The sequence below is a fragment of the Pilosibacter sp. YYHA0881 genome, from assembly GCF_051602715.1.
In the GTDB taxonomy this organism is placed as follows: domain Bacteria; phylum Bacillota; class Clostridia; order Lachnospirales; family Lachnospiraceae; genus Alitiscatomonas; species Alitiscatomonas aceti.
This window is the reverse complement of the sequence record NZ_CP175657.1, coordinates 658,826-672,802: the sequence shown is the minus strand read 5'-3', so window position 1 is coordinate 672,802 and position 13,977 is coordinate 658,826. Positions and strand designations below refer to the sequence as shown.

The window sequence follows — 13,977 nt, the reverse complement described above, 5'->3', positions numbered from 1 at the left end:
ACTAGGAATAACATTTTTACAGCAATGGCATGCAAGGAGGAAGCTATGGGACGACCAGAAGGGATCATCATCGGCGGCGGAGCCGCCGGACTTATGGCGGCCATTACGGCGGCAGAAAACGGTGCAGGGGTGACGATCCTGGAGCATATGCCCCGGGTGGGAAAGAAGATCCTTTCCACAGGAAACGGAAAGTGCAATCTGACCAACCTGGATATGAGACCGGACTGCTACCGCTGCGGGACCGCGGATTTCCCCATGACGGCCATCGGACGGTTTTCTGCGGCAGACACGGTCTCCTTTTTCCGCCGTCTGGGCGTGGTGGTCACAGACCGGAATGGGTATGTCTACCCGGCCTCCGGCCAGGCCCAGACGGTGCTGGACGCTTTGAGGGAAAAGGCAGAGAGCCTGGAGATCCGGATCGTGACGGAATGCAGACCGGAAACAGTGGAGAGGGACGGGACAGGCTTCTGCGTCCGGACCTCCTGCGGTGCTTTCCGGGGAGATTTCCTGATCCTGGCGGCAGGCTCCAAGGCGGCTCCGTCCACAGGCTCCGACGGCAGCGGCTATGATCTGGCAGCTTCCCTGGGCCACAAGATCGTAAAGCCCCTTCCGGCTCTGGTACAGCTGAAATGCCGGGGAGATTTTTTCAGATCCATCGCCGGCGTCCGCACCGAGGCAGAGGTGAGCCTTTATACGGCCGGGAAGCATGGGGAGCTGGGAGATCTTCTGGCCTCCGACCGGGGGGAGCTGCAGCTTACGGATTACGGGATCTCCGGGATCCCGGTGTTCCAGGTGAGCCGGTATGCCTCCGAGGCCCTGGACCGGAAGAAGCGGGTGCTTGCAGTCCTGGACTTTTTCCCATCCCTGAAGGATGAAGAGCTTTTCTTACTTTTAAAGGAGCAGAGAATGTATCTGTCAGACCGGAAGGCAGAGGGCTTTTTAAACGGCATCTTCCATAAAAAGCTGGCGGCCCTGTTTTTAAAGGCTGCCGGGATCCGGGGAGAGGAAATGGCTGGAAGGCTTTCAGATAAAAAGCTCCTGGCGGCGGCGGAACTAATAAAGCGCACCGTGGTGGAGGTGACGGCGGCCAATTCCTTCGACAAGGCCCAGGTATGCATGGGAGGAGTCCGTGTAAAGGATGTGGATCCCTGTACAATGGAATCCAGGCTGGTGCCGGGACTTTATTTTGCCGGTGAGATCCTGGATGTGGACGGGATCTGCGGCGGCTATAATCTGCAGTGGGCCTGGTCCAGCGGCTATGCGGCCGGAGCCAGCGCCACAGGTAAGGAGTAATTACATATGATCCGAATCAATCAGCTGGCCCTGGAGGTGGGCCATGGCCCGGGGGCCATTAAGAAAAAGGCGGCCAGGCTTTTAAAGGTGCCGGAGACCTCCATCCGGAGGGTGGATGTGGTGCGCCGCTCCATCGACGCCCGGAAAAAGGACAGGATCCTGTACAGCTACATCGTGGATGTAAAGCTTGCGGAAAAGAAAAAGGAAGAGACGGCTGTGAAAAAGGCGGACAGCCGCAACATCCAGATAGAAACAGAAGCCCGGTACCGGTATCCGGCCCATGGAAAGGAAGTCTTAAAGGACCGTCCGGTGATCATCGGAGCCGGTCCGGCAGGGCTTTTTGCAGCCCTGGCCCTGGCGGAGAACGGCTTTGCCCCCCTTCTTTTAGAACAGGGAGATCCGGTGGAGGTGCGGGCAGAGAAGGTGGAGGCGTTCTGGAGGAACGGGGATGACAGCCTGGACCTCCACTCAAACGTCCAGTTCGGGGAAGGCGGCGCCGGGACCTTTTCTGACGGAAAGCTGAACACGCTGGTAAAGGATGTGTCCGGAAGGAACGGAAAGGTCCTGGAGACCTTCGTGGAGGCCGGGGCGGACGGTTCCATCCTGTATGACAGCCGCCCCCATATCGGGACTGATGTTCTCCGGGAGGTGGTGAAAAATATCCGGAAACGGATCCAGGACGCCGGAGGAGAGGTGCGGTTTGGCTGCCGGGTGGAGCAGGTCCTGATGGAAGACGGAAGGACCGGAGGCGTCCTTCTGGCCGGAGGGGAAAGGATCCAAAGCCGGACGGTGGTGCTGGCTGTGGGCCACAGCGCCAGGGCGTTATTTTCCTCCCTGTGGGAGCAGAAGGTCCTTATGGAGCCCAAGGCCTTTGCCGTGGGCCTAAGGGTCCAGCATCCCCAGAAAATGATCAATCTCTCCCAATACGGCAGGGAGGATGCGGGAGAGCTGGGAGCCGCTCCCTATAAGGTGACGGCCAGCACAAAAAGCGGCCGCGGGGTCTATTCCTTCTGTATGTGTCCCGGCGGCTATGTGGTCAATGCCTCATCGGAAAAGGGAAGACTGGCCGTCAACGGCATGAGCAACTTCCGGCGGGACGGAGAGAACGCCAACAGCGCCATCATCGTTTCTGTGACTCCTGGGGACTTCCCGGTTCCCGGCGCCCTGGGCGGAGTGGAGTTCCAGCGGAGGCTGGAGGAAAAGGCGTTTTTACTGGGGAATGGAAGGATCCCGGTGCAGCTTTATGGAGACTTTAAGGAGGACCGGAGATCGGAGGCCCTGGGAGACGTGGCGCCCCAGTTCTGCGGCGGCTATGCCCTTTCCAATCTCCGGGAACTGATGCCGGAGGCGCTCAATACAGCATTTATAGAGGGAATGGAGCAGTTCGGAAAAAAGATCCGGGGCTTTGACCGGTCCGATGCGCTTCTTGCGGGGATCGAAAGCCGCACCTCCTCGCCCTTAAAGATCATAAGGGACGAGAACCTGGAGAGCAGCGTCAAGGGGCTTTACCCATGCGGAGAAGGGGCCGGGTACGCCGGAGGGATCACGTCGGCAGCCATGGACGGCCTTAAGGTGGCAGAAGAGATCATCCGCCGGTACTGCCCGGCATAAGCAGGAAAAGGATATGAGGCTGGTTACAGAAAATCCTGGGATTGGAGAGATGAAACATGAAAAAGACAGCAAGAGAAGAACTGAAAAATAAAAAGAGGATCGTCATAAAGATCGGCTCCTCCTCCCTGACCCATCCAGAGACCGGGGACGTGAACCTTGTTAAGATCGAGCGGCTGATCCGGGTCATCAGCGACCTGAGGGGCATGGGAAAAGAGGTGGTCCTGGTGTCCTCGGGAGCCATTGCAGCGGGCCGTCAGGCCCTGGGCTGCCAGAAGCCGCAGACGGTGGCGGAAAAGCAGGCCTATGCGGCTGTGGGCCAGGCCAGGCTCATGATGGTATACCAGAAGATCTTTTCTGAGTATAACCAGACGGCGGCCCAGGTCCTTATGACAAAGAATACCACCGTGGACAATACCTCCAGGGAAAACGCCAGGAATACCTTCGACCAGCTTTTAAAGCTGGGAACTGTGCCGGTGGTCAATGAAAACGACACGGTTTCCACTTATGAGATCAAATTTGGCGATAATGACCGGCTTTCTGCCATTGTTTCTGCCCTCATCGGCGCAGATCTTCTGGTCCTTCTTTCAGATATCGACGGCCTTTATTCCGATGATCCGAAGATGAATCCGGATGCGGAATTCATCAGCCAGGTGGACGAGCTTTCCGACGCGCTCATGTCCATGGGAAAATCCACGTCCGGAAGTGATGTGGGCACCGGCGGCATGGCGGCAAAGCTCTACGCGGCAAAGATCGCCGCCGGCAGCGGCACAGACATGGTCATTGCCAACGGAGATGATGTGGGAGTGATCTGGGATATCCTGGAGGGAAGGGAAGTGGGGACCCTGTTCACGGCCCACAGGAGTCCGGATTTCACGCTCCTTGATTATATCGAGAGCGTACACCCATAACACCAGAACAGAGCCCGCAGGCGGGACCGGATCACAGGAAGGACCGCCCCGGGACGGATTCAATCATAGAAGGAGAAAAACAGAATGGATGCAGAAAAGATCGACAGAATCAATGCCCTTTACCATAAATCCCAGTCTGTGGGACTGACAGAGGAAGAAAAGAACGAGCAGGCAGCCCTCAGAAAGGAATACATCGAGGCAGTCCGGAGGAATTTAAGGGGAAGCTTAAATAATATCTCCATCAAGGAAAAGGACGGGACCATCACAGATCTTGGAAAGAAGTATGGAAATGTGGGACACACAGAAAGCTGATCTGAGAAAACAGATGCGCGGCCTTTTAAAGGCTGTATCTGCGGAGGAAAAGACGGCCTGGGACAGGGAGGTCTGCCGCCGTGTCCTTTCCCGGCCGGAGATCTCCGGGGCGGACCGGATCCTTGGCTATATGGCCCTTTCCTGGGAAACAGGGACCCGGAAGCTTCTGGAGAAACTTTTAAGAGAGGGAAAGCGGGTAGCCCTGCCCAGAGTCGTCATGGATGGGAAGAACAGCCAGGAAAAAGGCCCGTGGATGGTTTTTTTTGAGATCCGGTCCATGGACGATCTGGAAGAAGGTGCCTTCCATATTCTGGAGCCTGGCGGGTATTGTCCGAAGGCAGACTGGAGAACAGCGCCTGTGCTGGTGCCGGGCATGGCCTTTACGCCGGACGGAAGGCGGCTGGGAAAGGGAGGCGGCTATTATGACTGCTTCCTGGAACGGGAGCCGGACCATGAGACCTTGGCCCTGGCCTATGGCTTCCAGATGGTGGAAACGCTTCCGGGCGAAGAGCACGACCGGCCGGTGGATATGGTCATAACGCCGGAGCAGATCTTTTTTTCCGGACGTCACAGAGGGAAATAACGGACAGCAGGGAAAGCGAGGAAAAAATGATGGATTTAAAAGAGATCGGACAGAGAGCAAAGGACGCTTCATACATACTTGGGACCATGGACTCCCAGAGAAAGAACGAAGGCCTCCGGGCGGCGGCCTCAGAGCTTTCAGGACGCCGGGAGGAGATCTTAAGGGCCAATGAAGAGGACCTTCGTCTTGCCAGGGAAAAGGGCATGGCCCAGGGGCTTTTGGACCGGCTGCTGCTCACCCCGGAGCGCATCGAAGGGATCGTCACGGGCATGGCCCAGGTCATAGATCTGGAGGATCCCATCGGCCAGGTCCTTTCTATGAAAAAACGGCCCAACGGCCTTCTCATCGGCCAGAAGAGGGTGCCTCTGGGCGTTGTGGGGATCATTTACGAGGCCAGGCCCAATGTGACGGCCGACGCCTTTGCCCTGTGTTTTAAGACAGGGAACGCCGTGATCTTAAGGGGAGGCAGCGACGCCATAAATTCCAACCGTGCCATGGTCTCCTGTATCCGGGACGGACTGAAAAAATGCGGGATCCCCGAGGACTCTGTCCAGCTCATCACCGATACCAGCCGGGAGACGGCCACAGGATTCATGCGCCTCAACGGATACCTGGATGTGCTGATCCCCAGAGGAGGAGCGGGGCTGATCCGGAGTGTGGTGGAAAACAGCACAGTGCCTGTGATCGAGACAGGAACGGGAAACTGCCATGTATATGTGGATGAGTCCGCAGACCTGGATATGGCCCTGGATATTGTGTTCAATGCTAAGACCCAGCGCATCGGCGTCTGCAACGCCTGTGAATCCCTGCTGGTCCACAGGGACGCGGCAGAACGCTTCCTCCCGCGTTTAAAGGAGAAGCTGGAGGAAAAACAGGTGGAGATCCGGGGAGACGAGGCCTCCCGGGCCGTGGTCCCGGAATTTGCGGCGGCTTCGGAGGAGGACTGGGGAAAGGAATACCTGGATTATATCCTTTCCTGTAAGATCGTGGATTCTGTGGATGAGGCCATCCGCCATATCAACCGCTACAACACCGGCCACTCGGAGACCATAGTGACAGAGAGCTATGAAAACGCCCAGAGGTTCCTGGACCAGGTGGATGCGGCGGCGGTCTATGTGAACGCCTCCACCAGGTTCACCGACGGCTTTGAGTTCGGCTTTGGGGCAGAGATCGGCATCAGCACCCAGAAGCTTCATGCCAGAGGACCCATGGGACTTCTGGCCCTGACCTCCACCAAATATATCATTTACGGAAACGGACAGATCCGGAAATAGCCGGGACGGGATTTTTCTGTTTGCTTTTGCATGTACATTGATATATAATATGGGAACGTCCGGCTTTTGTTTTTATATGGAGCAGAAAGCCGGATGCCGCCCTACGGCCCTTATGCAGACCTTCAGCTGTCAGAACATGTGAGGAAACAGGATTCTGAAATGCTATTGTAAGACAGGATACAAGGGAGGATTATGGAAAGAAACATAAGTGTTATCAAAGATGTAAAAGGGAATCAGATCGTTATTGTGAATGACATTCGATTTAAAGGAAAACGAAATATAGATTGGGATGAAGTTGAGCAGTATTTAAAACAATATGTTGGTGAATTCATAGAGATTGCAGGAAGTAAAGAAATTATCTATATTGGCAGTGATTTGCCTGATGAATATTCCGGTTCAAATTATACTGCAAAATTAAAAGGAGCATTGGCAAAGGCGAAAGCAAATGCCGCGCAGGGAATTCCAGAGATGATAGAAATTGCGGAGAATAGACGCTTTCAGGAAAAACTGGAAAGGAAACATAATAAAAATGCGAAATACGGCTGGTATCGATATGATTCCAGATTTGCAATTCCGATTTTTGATGAAAATAATGATGTTTTGCGGTATAATGTATTTCATGCAGAGCTGGTCATAAGACATTCTGAAAATAGAAAATTGTATTTATATGATATTATAAACATAAAAAAAGAAACGAGCACCCCGCTTGAGCCATAAAGCTGTACGGTAAAAAACCCGCTTCTTTTTATGTATTGTATGCTAGAAAGGGAAAAAAGTCAAGAGAAATGTATAACGAAATTCACCTAAATAAAATTGATATAGCCGGAGAGCCTCCCGCAGAGGAGCCTGCCCGCCAGTATTATTTTATGGCAAAATGCCAGGACTGGGTCCGGGAATTTGAACAGAAAAAGGGACGCCGCCCCACAGCCTTCATACAGACCTTCGGTTGCCAGATGAACGCCAGGGATTCGGAAAAGCTCTTAGGCATCCTGGAGGAAGCCGGCTTTGTCCAGGGAGCGGATGAAAATTCTGATTTTGTGCTTTATAATACGTGTACCGTAAGAGAAAATGCCAATCTGAAGGTTTACGGCCGTCTGGGCTATCTGGGCGGTCTGAAAAGAAAAAATCCGGATATGCTCATTGCCCTCTGCGGCTGCATGATGCAGGAGCCCCAGGTGGTGGAGAAGATAAGGAAGAGCTACCGCCATGTGGATATTATTTTCGGGACCCACAATATTTTCAGGCTGGCGGAGCTGATCTTTCGCCGCCTGACAGAAAAAAAGATGGTGGTGGACATCTGGGAGGGCACCGACGCTATCGTGGAGGACCTGCCGGTGGAGCGGAAGTATCCCTTCAAATCCGGAGTGAACATCATGTTCGGCTGCAACAATTTCTGCAGCTACTGTATCGTTCCCTATGTGCGGGGCCGGGAGCGCAGCCGGAATCCGGAGGACATCATCCACGAGATCGAAGGCCTGGTGGCAGACGGCGTGGTGGAGGTGATGCTTTTGGGGCAGAACGTCAATTCCTATGGAAAGACATTGGAGGAGCCCATCACCTTTGCGGAGCTTCTGCGGCGGGTGGAGCAGATCGACGGACTGGAGCGGATCCGGTTCATGACTTCCCATCCCAAGGATCTTTCGGATGAACTGATTGAAGTGATGAAAAATTCCAGAAAGATCTGTAAACATCTTCATCTTCCTGTCCAGTCGGGCAGCAGCCGGATCTTAAAGCAGATGAACCGGAAATATACCAAGGAGCAGTACCTGGAACTGGTGGATAAGCTTAGGGCTGCCGTGCCGGATATCTCCCTGACCACAGATATCATCGTGGGCTTCCCGGGAGAGACTGAGGAGGATTTCCAGGAGACCCTGGATGTGGTGAGACGGGTGCGCTACGACAGTGCCTTTACGTTCATTTACTCCAAACGGACCGGGACGCCGGCAGCAGCCATGGAAGACCAGGTCCCGGAGGACGTGGTGAAGGACCGGTTTGACCGGCTTTTAAAGGAGGTCCAGGACATTGCCGCCCAGGTGGTAATGCGGGATGAGGGAACGGTCCAGAAGGTGCTTGTGGAGGAAATGGATACCCATGAACCGGGCTATGTTACCGGCCGTCTTTCCAACAACACGGTGGTCCACTTCCAGGGAGACGCTTCCCTGATCGGACAGATCGTGGACGTGTCGCTGGATGAGGCCAGGGGCTTTTACTTCATGGGAACAAAGAGATAAGAGGTAAGAAAGTGGCACAATTATCACCAATGATGACCCATTACCTGGAGACGAAAAAGGAATATCCCGACTGCATCCTGTTTTACCGTCTCGGGGATTTTTACGAAATGTTCTTTGAGGACGCCAGGACCGTGTCCCGGGAGCTGGAACTGACACTGACAGGAAAAGACTGCGGCCTGGAGGAGCGGGCGCCCATGTGCGGCGTCCCCCACCATGCCGTGGAGACGTACTTAAACCGCCTGGTACAGAAGGGCTACAAGGTGGCCATTGCCGAGCAGATGGAGGATCCGAAGCAGGCGAAGGGGCTTGTGAAGCGGGAGGTCATCCGGGTGGTGACTCCTGGCACCATCTTAAGCGACCAGGCACTGGATGAAACAAAGAACAACTACCTGATGGCCGTTGTTTATACGGGAAATAACTATGGGATAGCGACGGTCGATATTACGACCGGCGATTTTTTTGTTACGGAGACAGGCTCCGAGCGGGCGCTCCTGGACGAGATCAATAAGTTTTCGCCGTCAGAGCTGATCTGCAACGAGGCCCTTTATATGTCCGGCCTCAACGTGGAGGAGCTAAGGGACAGGTACCAGATGGCGGTCTCGTCCCTGGACAGCCGGTTCTTTTCTGACGACGTCTGCCGGAAGGTACTAAAGGAGCATTTTAAGGTCTTAAGCCTGGAGGGGCTGGGCCTGGGAGATTATGAAAACGGTATGATCGCGTCCGGCTGTGTGCTCCAGTATCTTTATGAGACACAGAAAAACGATCTGTCCCAGCTTACGAAGCTCACGCCTTATACCTCCGGCCAGTTTATGATGATCGATACCTCCACCCGGAGGAATCTGGAACTGGTGGAGACGCTGCGGGAAAAGCAGAAACGGGGATCCCTTCTCTGGGTCCTGGACCGGACCAGAACGGCCATGGGAGCCAGGATGCTCAGGTCCTTTATCGAGCAGCCGCTGGTCCGGAAGGCGGAAATCGAGAAGCGCCAGGCTGCGGTGGAGGAGCTGAACATGAACTTTATCTCCAGGGAGGAGATCCGGGAATACTTAAATTCCGTCTACGATCTGGAGCGGCTCCTGGGCCGTATCAGCTATAAGACTGCCAATCCCAGGGATCTTCTGGCGTTTAAGACCTCCCTGTCCATGCTGCCGCACATCAAGCGCCTGTTAAATGAGTTTTCCTGTGACCTTTTAAAGGAGATCCATGAGGAGCTGGATCCCCTGGAGGATCTTTATGACCTGGTGGACCGGGCCATTGTGGAGGAGCCGCCCATTACGGTGCGGGAAGGCGGGATCATTAAGGACGGGTACAGCGAAGAGGCAGACCAGTACCGGAAGGCCAAGACCGAGGGGAAGGCATGGCTGGCAGAATTGGAGTCCCAGGAACGGGAAAAAACAGGGATCAGGAATCTGAAGATCAAGTTCAACAAGGTGTTCGGCTATTATTTTGAGGTGACCAATTCCTTTAAAGAGCTGGTGCCGGATTATTTCATCCGGAAGCAGACCCTGACCAACGCCGAGCGGTACACCACCGACCGGTTAAAGGAGCTGGAGGACGTGATCATGGGGGCCGAGGACCGGCTTTACACCCTGGAATATGAGCTGTTCTGCGGCGTCCGGGACCAGATCGCCGGAGAAGTGGTCCGGATCCAGGGCACTGCCAAGGCCATTGCCGGAGCCGACGTGTTCACCGCCCTGTCTGCGGTGGCCATGCGGAACAACTATGTGAAGCCGAAGATCAATGAACGGGGCGTCATCCATATCCGGAACGGCCGCCACCCAGTGGTGGAGAAGATGATGCGGGACGATCTGTTCGTGGCCAACGACACGTATCTGGACAACGGAAAGAACCGGATCTCAGTGATCACAGGCCCCAATATGGCCGGAAAATCCACCTATATGCGCCAGACGGCCCTGATCGTCCTCATGGCCCAGATCGGAAGCTTTGTGCCGGCAGATGAGGCCAATATTGGGATCTGCGACCGGATCTTCACCCGTGTGGGAGCCTCCGACGACCTGGCTTCGGGCCAGAGCACCTTTATGGTGGAGATGACGGAGGTGGCCAATATCTTAAGGAACGCCACAAAGAACAGCCTCCTGGTCCTGGACGAGATCGGCCGGGGGACCAGTACCTTTGACGGACTTTCCATCGCATGGGCGGTGATCGAGCACATCAGCAACCCCAGGCTCCTGGGGGCCAAGACGCTGTTCGCCACCCACTATCACGAGCTGACCGAGCTGGAGGGCACCATAAACGGCGTGAACAACTACTGTATCGCCGTCAAGGAGCAGGGCGACGATATTGTATTCCTGCGGAAGATCGTAAAGGGCGGGGCCGATAAGAGCTACGGCATCCAGGTGGCCAAGCTGGCCGGGGTGCCGGATTCGGTGATCCAGCGGGCCAAGGAACTGGTGGAGGAGCTTTCCAGTGCCGATATCACGGCCCACGCCAGGGAGATCGCCCAGATGTCGGCGTCCTCCGTCCAGCATAAGGCCGTGGCAAAGCCCGATGAGGTGGACTTAAATCAGATGTCCATTTTTGATACAGTAAAGGACGACGATATCATAAAGGAGCTGGGGGATCTGGAGCTTTCCACCATGACCCCCATTGACGCGTTAAATACTTTATACCGGCTCCAGACCAGGCTGAAAAACCGCTGGCAGTAGGGGCCGTACCGGGAAAGGGAGGGATCTTTATGCCGATCCAGGTGCTGGATCAGAATACCATCAACCAGATCGCCGCCGGAGAGGTGGTGGAACGGCCGGCTTCTGTGGTGAAGGAGCTGATGGAAAACGCCATTGACGCAGGGGCCACGGCCATCACTGCGGAGATCCGGGAGGGAGGAATCGGCTTTATCCGCATCACCGATAATGGCTGCGGGATAAAACGTGAGGAGCTTCCGCTGGCATTCCTACGCCATTCCACCAGCAAGATCCGGTCGGCAGAGGATCTTCTGACGGTCTCCTCCCTGGGTTTCAGGGGCGAGGCCTTATCCAGCATTGCCGCTGTTTCCCAGGTGGAGCTGATCACGAAGACGGGAGACAGCCTGACCGGCTGCCGGTACCAGATCGAGGGAGGGCAGGAAAAGAGCCTGGAGGAGGTGGGAGCGCCCGACGGCACCACGTTTATTTCCCGGAACCTGTTCTTCAATACCCCGGCCCGGCGGAAGTTCTTAAAGACCGCGGCTACGGAGGGAGCCCATGTGGCGGATCTGGTGGAAAAGATCGCCCTGTCCCATCCGGAGATCTCCATCCGTCTGATCGTCAATAACCAGAATAAGCTCCATACCTCGGGGAACCATAACCTGAAGGATATTATTTACACCATTTACGGCCGGGAGATTACGGCGGAGCTTCTGCCGGTCTCCGTGGAAACGGAGATGTTCCAGGTGTCTGGGTTCATCGGGAAGCCTTCCATCGCCCGGGGCAACCGGAATTTTGAGAATTATTTCATCAATGGCCGGTACATAAAAAGCGGCCTCATCGCCAAGGCCATTGAGGACGGCTATAAGAGCTATATGATGCAGCATAAATATCCCTTTACCATGCTGCACTTTACGGTGGAGCCGGAATACATCGATGTCAACGTCCATCCTTCCAAGATGGAGCTCCGGTTCAAGGACGGGGAGTTTTTGTATAAGACCGTTTGCCAGATGATCCAGGGGGCCTTGTCTGGCCGGGAGCTGATCCCCCAGGTGGAGATCACAGGAAGGGATGAGGAGAAGAAGGAGATAGGGAGATCCGGAGCCGGGAGTGAGGCTTCCGGGAAAGAGACCTCCCATCGGGCTCCGGAGCCCTTTGAGAAAAAAAGGATGGCCGCCATGGGGGTCCTGGAGGAACGGTCTCCCTATGGGGACCGGAGAGCCGGGACTGGAAGCCGGACAGCGGAGCCGTTTGCGGGTTCCGGCCCCGCCCCGGCACGGTCCGGGCGGCCAGAGGGAAAGCCCACGGGCTTTTCGGAACAGCCAGTCCGGCAAACGGAGCCGTCTGTCCGGGCCGAGGGGCCGCAGAGCCGCGGGACAGAGCAGCCGGTCCAGCCGGCGGAGGTGCCGTCCCGCCCAATGGAGCAGCCAGTCCGGCCAGCGGGGGAACCGTCCCGCCAGGCAGAGCCGTCAGCCCGGCAGCTTAAGCCTGAGGTCCATCGTACAGAACCTCCGTCCCAGGCCGCAGAGCAGATGGAGATGTTCGACGGCCGCCTGCTTTCTGAAAAGGCCAGGAGCCGCCACCGGCTCATCGGACAGGTGTTCGACACCTACTGGCTGGTGGAATATAACGGGAGCCTGTACATCATCGACCAGCACGCCGCCCATGAAAAGGTGCTGTTTGAAAAGACGTTCCGGTCCTTAAAGTCCAGGGAATATACCTCCCAGTTCATCAGCCCTCCCATTATCCTGACCCTTTCCATGCAGGAGGAGGAGCTATTAAAGAAGCACATGGACGTCTTTACCAGGGTGGGCTTTGAGATCGAGCCCTTCGGCGGGAACGAGTACGCCGTCCGGGCTGTGCCGGACAACCTGTTTTCCCTGGCCAAAAAGGAGCTTCTGATGGAAATGCTGGACGGACTTTCCGAGGACAGCGGGGCCGCAGGGCCGGAGGCCGTTTACGACCGGATCGCCTCCATGTCCTGTAAGGCGGCGGTCAAGGGAAACAACCGCCTTTCAGAACAGGAAGCGGACAGGCTCATCGACGAGCTGCTGGGCCTGGAAAATCCCTATGCCTGTCCCCACGGACGGCCCACCATCATTTCCATCAGCAAATATGAAATGGAAAAGAAATTTAAGAGGATCGTGTGATGAAACAGCCTTTAATCATACTGACAGGGCCCACGGCGTCGGGAAAGACGGCGCTTTCTGTGGCCCTGGCCAAACGCATCGGCGGTGAGATCATCAGCGCCGATTCCATGCAGGTCTACCGCCATATGGACGTGGGCTCTGCCAAGGTGACGAAAGAGGAGATGGACGGGATCCCCCACTACCTCATCGACGTGCTGGATCCGGAGGAAGCCTTCAACGTGGTGGTATTCCAGGATATGGCGAAAAAGGCCATGAAAAGGATCCGGGAAAACGGCCATATCCCCATTGTGGCCGGAGGGACGGGCTTTTATATCCAGGCCCTTTTATACGACATCGATTTTACGGAAAACGACGGCGATATGGAATACAGGCACAGGCTGGAGGCGCTGGCAGAGAAGGAAGGGCCGCCGGTCCTCCATAAGATGTTAATGGAGCGGGATCCGGAATCGGCAGAGGCCATCCATGAAAACAATGTGAAGCGGGTGATCCGCGCCCTGGAGTTTTACGAAAAGACCGGGGAAAAGATCTCCGCCCACAACGCCGCAGAGCGAGAGAAGACCTCGCCCTACAACTTTGCCTATTACGTCCTTAATATGGACCGGGGAAGGCTTTATTCCCGCATTGACAGGCGGGTGGACGAGATGCTGGAAAACGGCCTGGTGGACGAGGTGGAGAGGCTGAAGGCCATGGGCTGCACCAGGGATCTGGTGTCCATGCAGGGCCTGGGCTACAAAGAGATCCTGGACTGCCTTTCCGGGGAGACCAGCCTGGAGGAGGCTGTCTATATCCTCAAGCGGGATACCAGGCATTTTGCCAAGCGGCAGCTGACCTGGTTTAAGCGGGAACGGGATGTGACCTGGGTGGACCAGGAACGGTTTTCCTTTGACCGGGATCAGATCCTGGAATGGATGATCAGGGATCTTAAGGAACGGAAGATCATAGAGTAACGGGAACCGGCGGCAGGGCCGGAGGA

11 protein-coding genes are annotated in these 13,977 nt (G+C 55.7%); all 11 read left to right on the top strand.

Translation table 11 applies throughout. The annotated features are described in order from the left end of the window. Window positions 1-45: 45 nt before the first annotated feature. Window positions 46-1,293, top strand: coding sequence for a BaiN/RdsA family NAD(P)/FAD-dependent oxidoreductase (locus tag ACI6NM_RS03260; protein ID WP_262427029.1), 1,248 nt, complete (start codon window positions 46-48; stop codon window positions 1,291-1,293). Window positions 1,294-1,299: 6 nt separating this feature from the next. Further along, window positions 1,300-2,904, top strand: coding sequence for an NAD(P)/FAD-dependent oxidoreductase (locus tag ACI6NM_RS03255; protein WP_262427030.1), 1,605 nt, complete (start codon window positions 1,300-1,302; stop codon window positions 2,902-2,904). A 56-nt stretch (window positions 2,905-2,960) separates the two neighbouring features. Then, window positions 2,961-3,812, top strand: coding sequence for a glutamate 5-kinase (gene proB / locus ACI6NM_RS03250; RefSeq protein WP_262427031.1), 852 nt, complete (start codon window positions 2,961-2,963; stop codon window positions 3,810-3,812). 84 nt (window positions 3,813-3,896) lie between these two features. Beyond that, window positions 3,897-4,124 carry a DUF896 domain-containing protein gene (locus ACI6NM_RS03245; RefSeq protein ID WP_022273986.1) on the top strand — a complete coding sequence of 76 codons (228 nt, stop codon included), beginning with the start codon at window positions 3,897-3,899 and terminating at the stop codon, window positions 4,122-4,124. Beyond that, window positions 4,102-4,707 carry a 5-formyltetrahydrofolate cyclo-ligase gene (locus ACI6NM_RS03240; RefSeq protein ID WP_262427032.1) on the top strand — a complete coding sequence of 202 codons (606 nt, stop codon included), beginning with the start codon at window positions 4,102-4,104 and terminating at the stop codon, window positions 4,705-4,707. Before ACI6NM_RS03245 ends, ACI6NM_RS03240 begins: the two co-directional genes overlap by 23 nt. Before the next feature lie 29 nt (window positions 4,708-4,736). Continuing rightward, a complete protein-coding gene (locus ACI6NM_RS03235) occupies window positions 4,737-5,981 on the top strand; it encodes a glutamate-5-semialdehyde dehydrogenase (protein WP_158357001.1) in 1,245 nt (414 codons plus the stop codon). Between the two features lie 192 nt (window positions 5,982-6,173). Continuing rightward, complete coding sequence (locus ACI6NM_RS03230; protein WP_262427034.1) at window positions 6,174-6,698, top strand: hypothetical protein; 525 nt, start codon at window positions 6,174-6,176, stop codon at window positions 6,696-6,698. Between the two features lie 68 nt (window positions 6,699-6,766). After that, window positions 6,767-8,212, top strand: coding sequence for a tRNA (N6-isopentenyl adenosine(37)-C2)-methylthiotransferase MiaB (gene miaB, locus ACI6NM_RS03225; protein ID WP_262427035.1), 1,446 nt, complete (start codon window positions 6,767-6,769; stop codon window positions 8,210-8,212). 29 nt (window positions 8,213-8,241) lie between these two features. Continuing rightward, window positions 8,242-10,878 (top strand): DNA mismatch repair protein MutS, encoded by a 2,637-nt coding sequence (gene mutS, locus ACI6NM_RS03220; RefSeq protein WP_158357000.1) that lies wholly within the window; start codon window positions 8,242-8,244, stop codon window positions 10,876-10,878. A gap of 29 nt (window positions 10,879-10,907) precedes the next feature. Further along, complete coding sequence (gene mutL / locus ACI6NM_RS03215) at window positions 10,908-13,004, top strand: DNA mismatch repair endonuclease MutL (protein WP_337811215.1); 2,097 nt, start codon at window positions 10,908-10,910, stop codon at window positions 13,002-13,004. Next, entirely contained in the window at window positions 13,004-13,951 is a 948-nt protein-coding gene (gene miaA, locus ACI6NM_RS03210) for a tRNA (adenosine(37)-N6)-dimethylallyltransferase MiaA (RefSeq protein ID WP_022274613.1), read from the top strand. Before mutL ends, miaA begins: the two co-directional genes overlap by 1 nt. The last annotated feature ends 26 nt before the right edge of the window (window positions 13,952-13,977 follow it).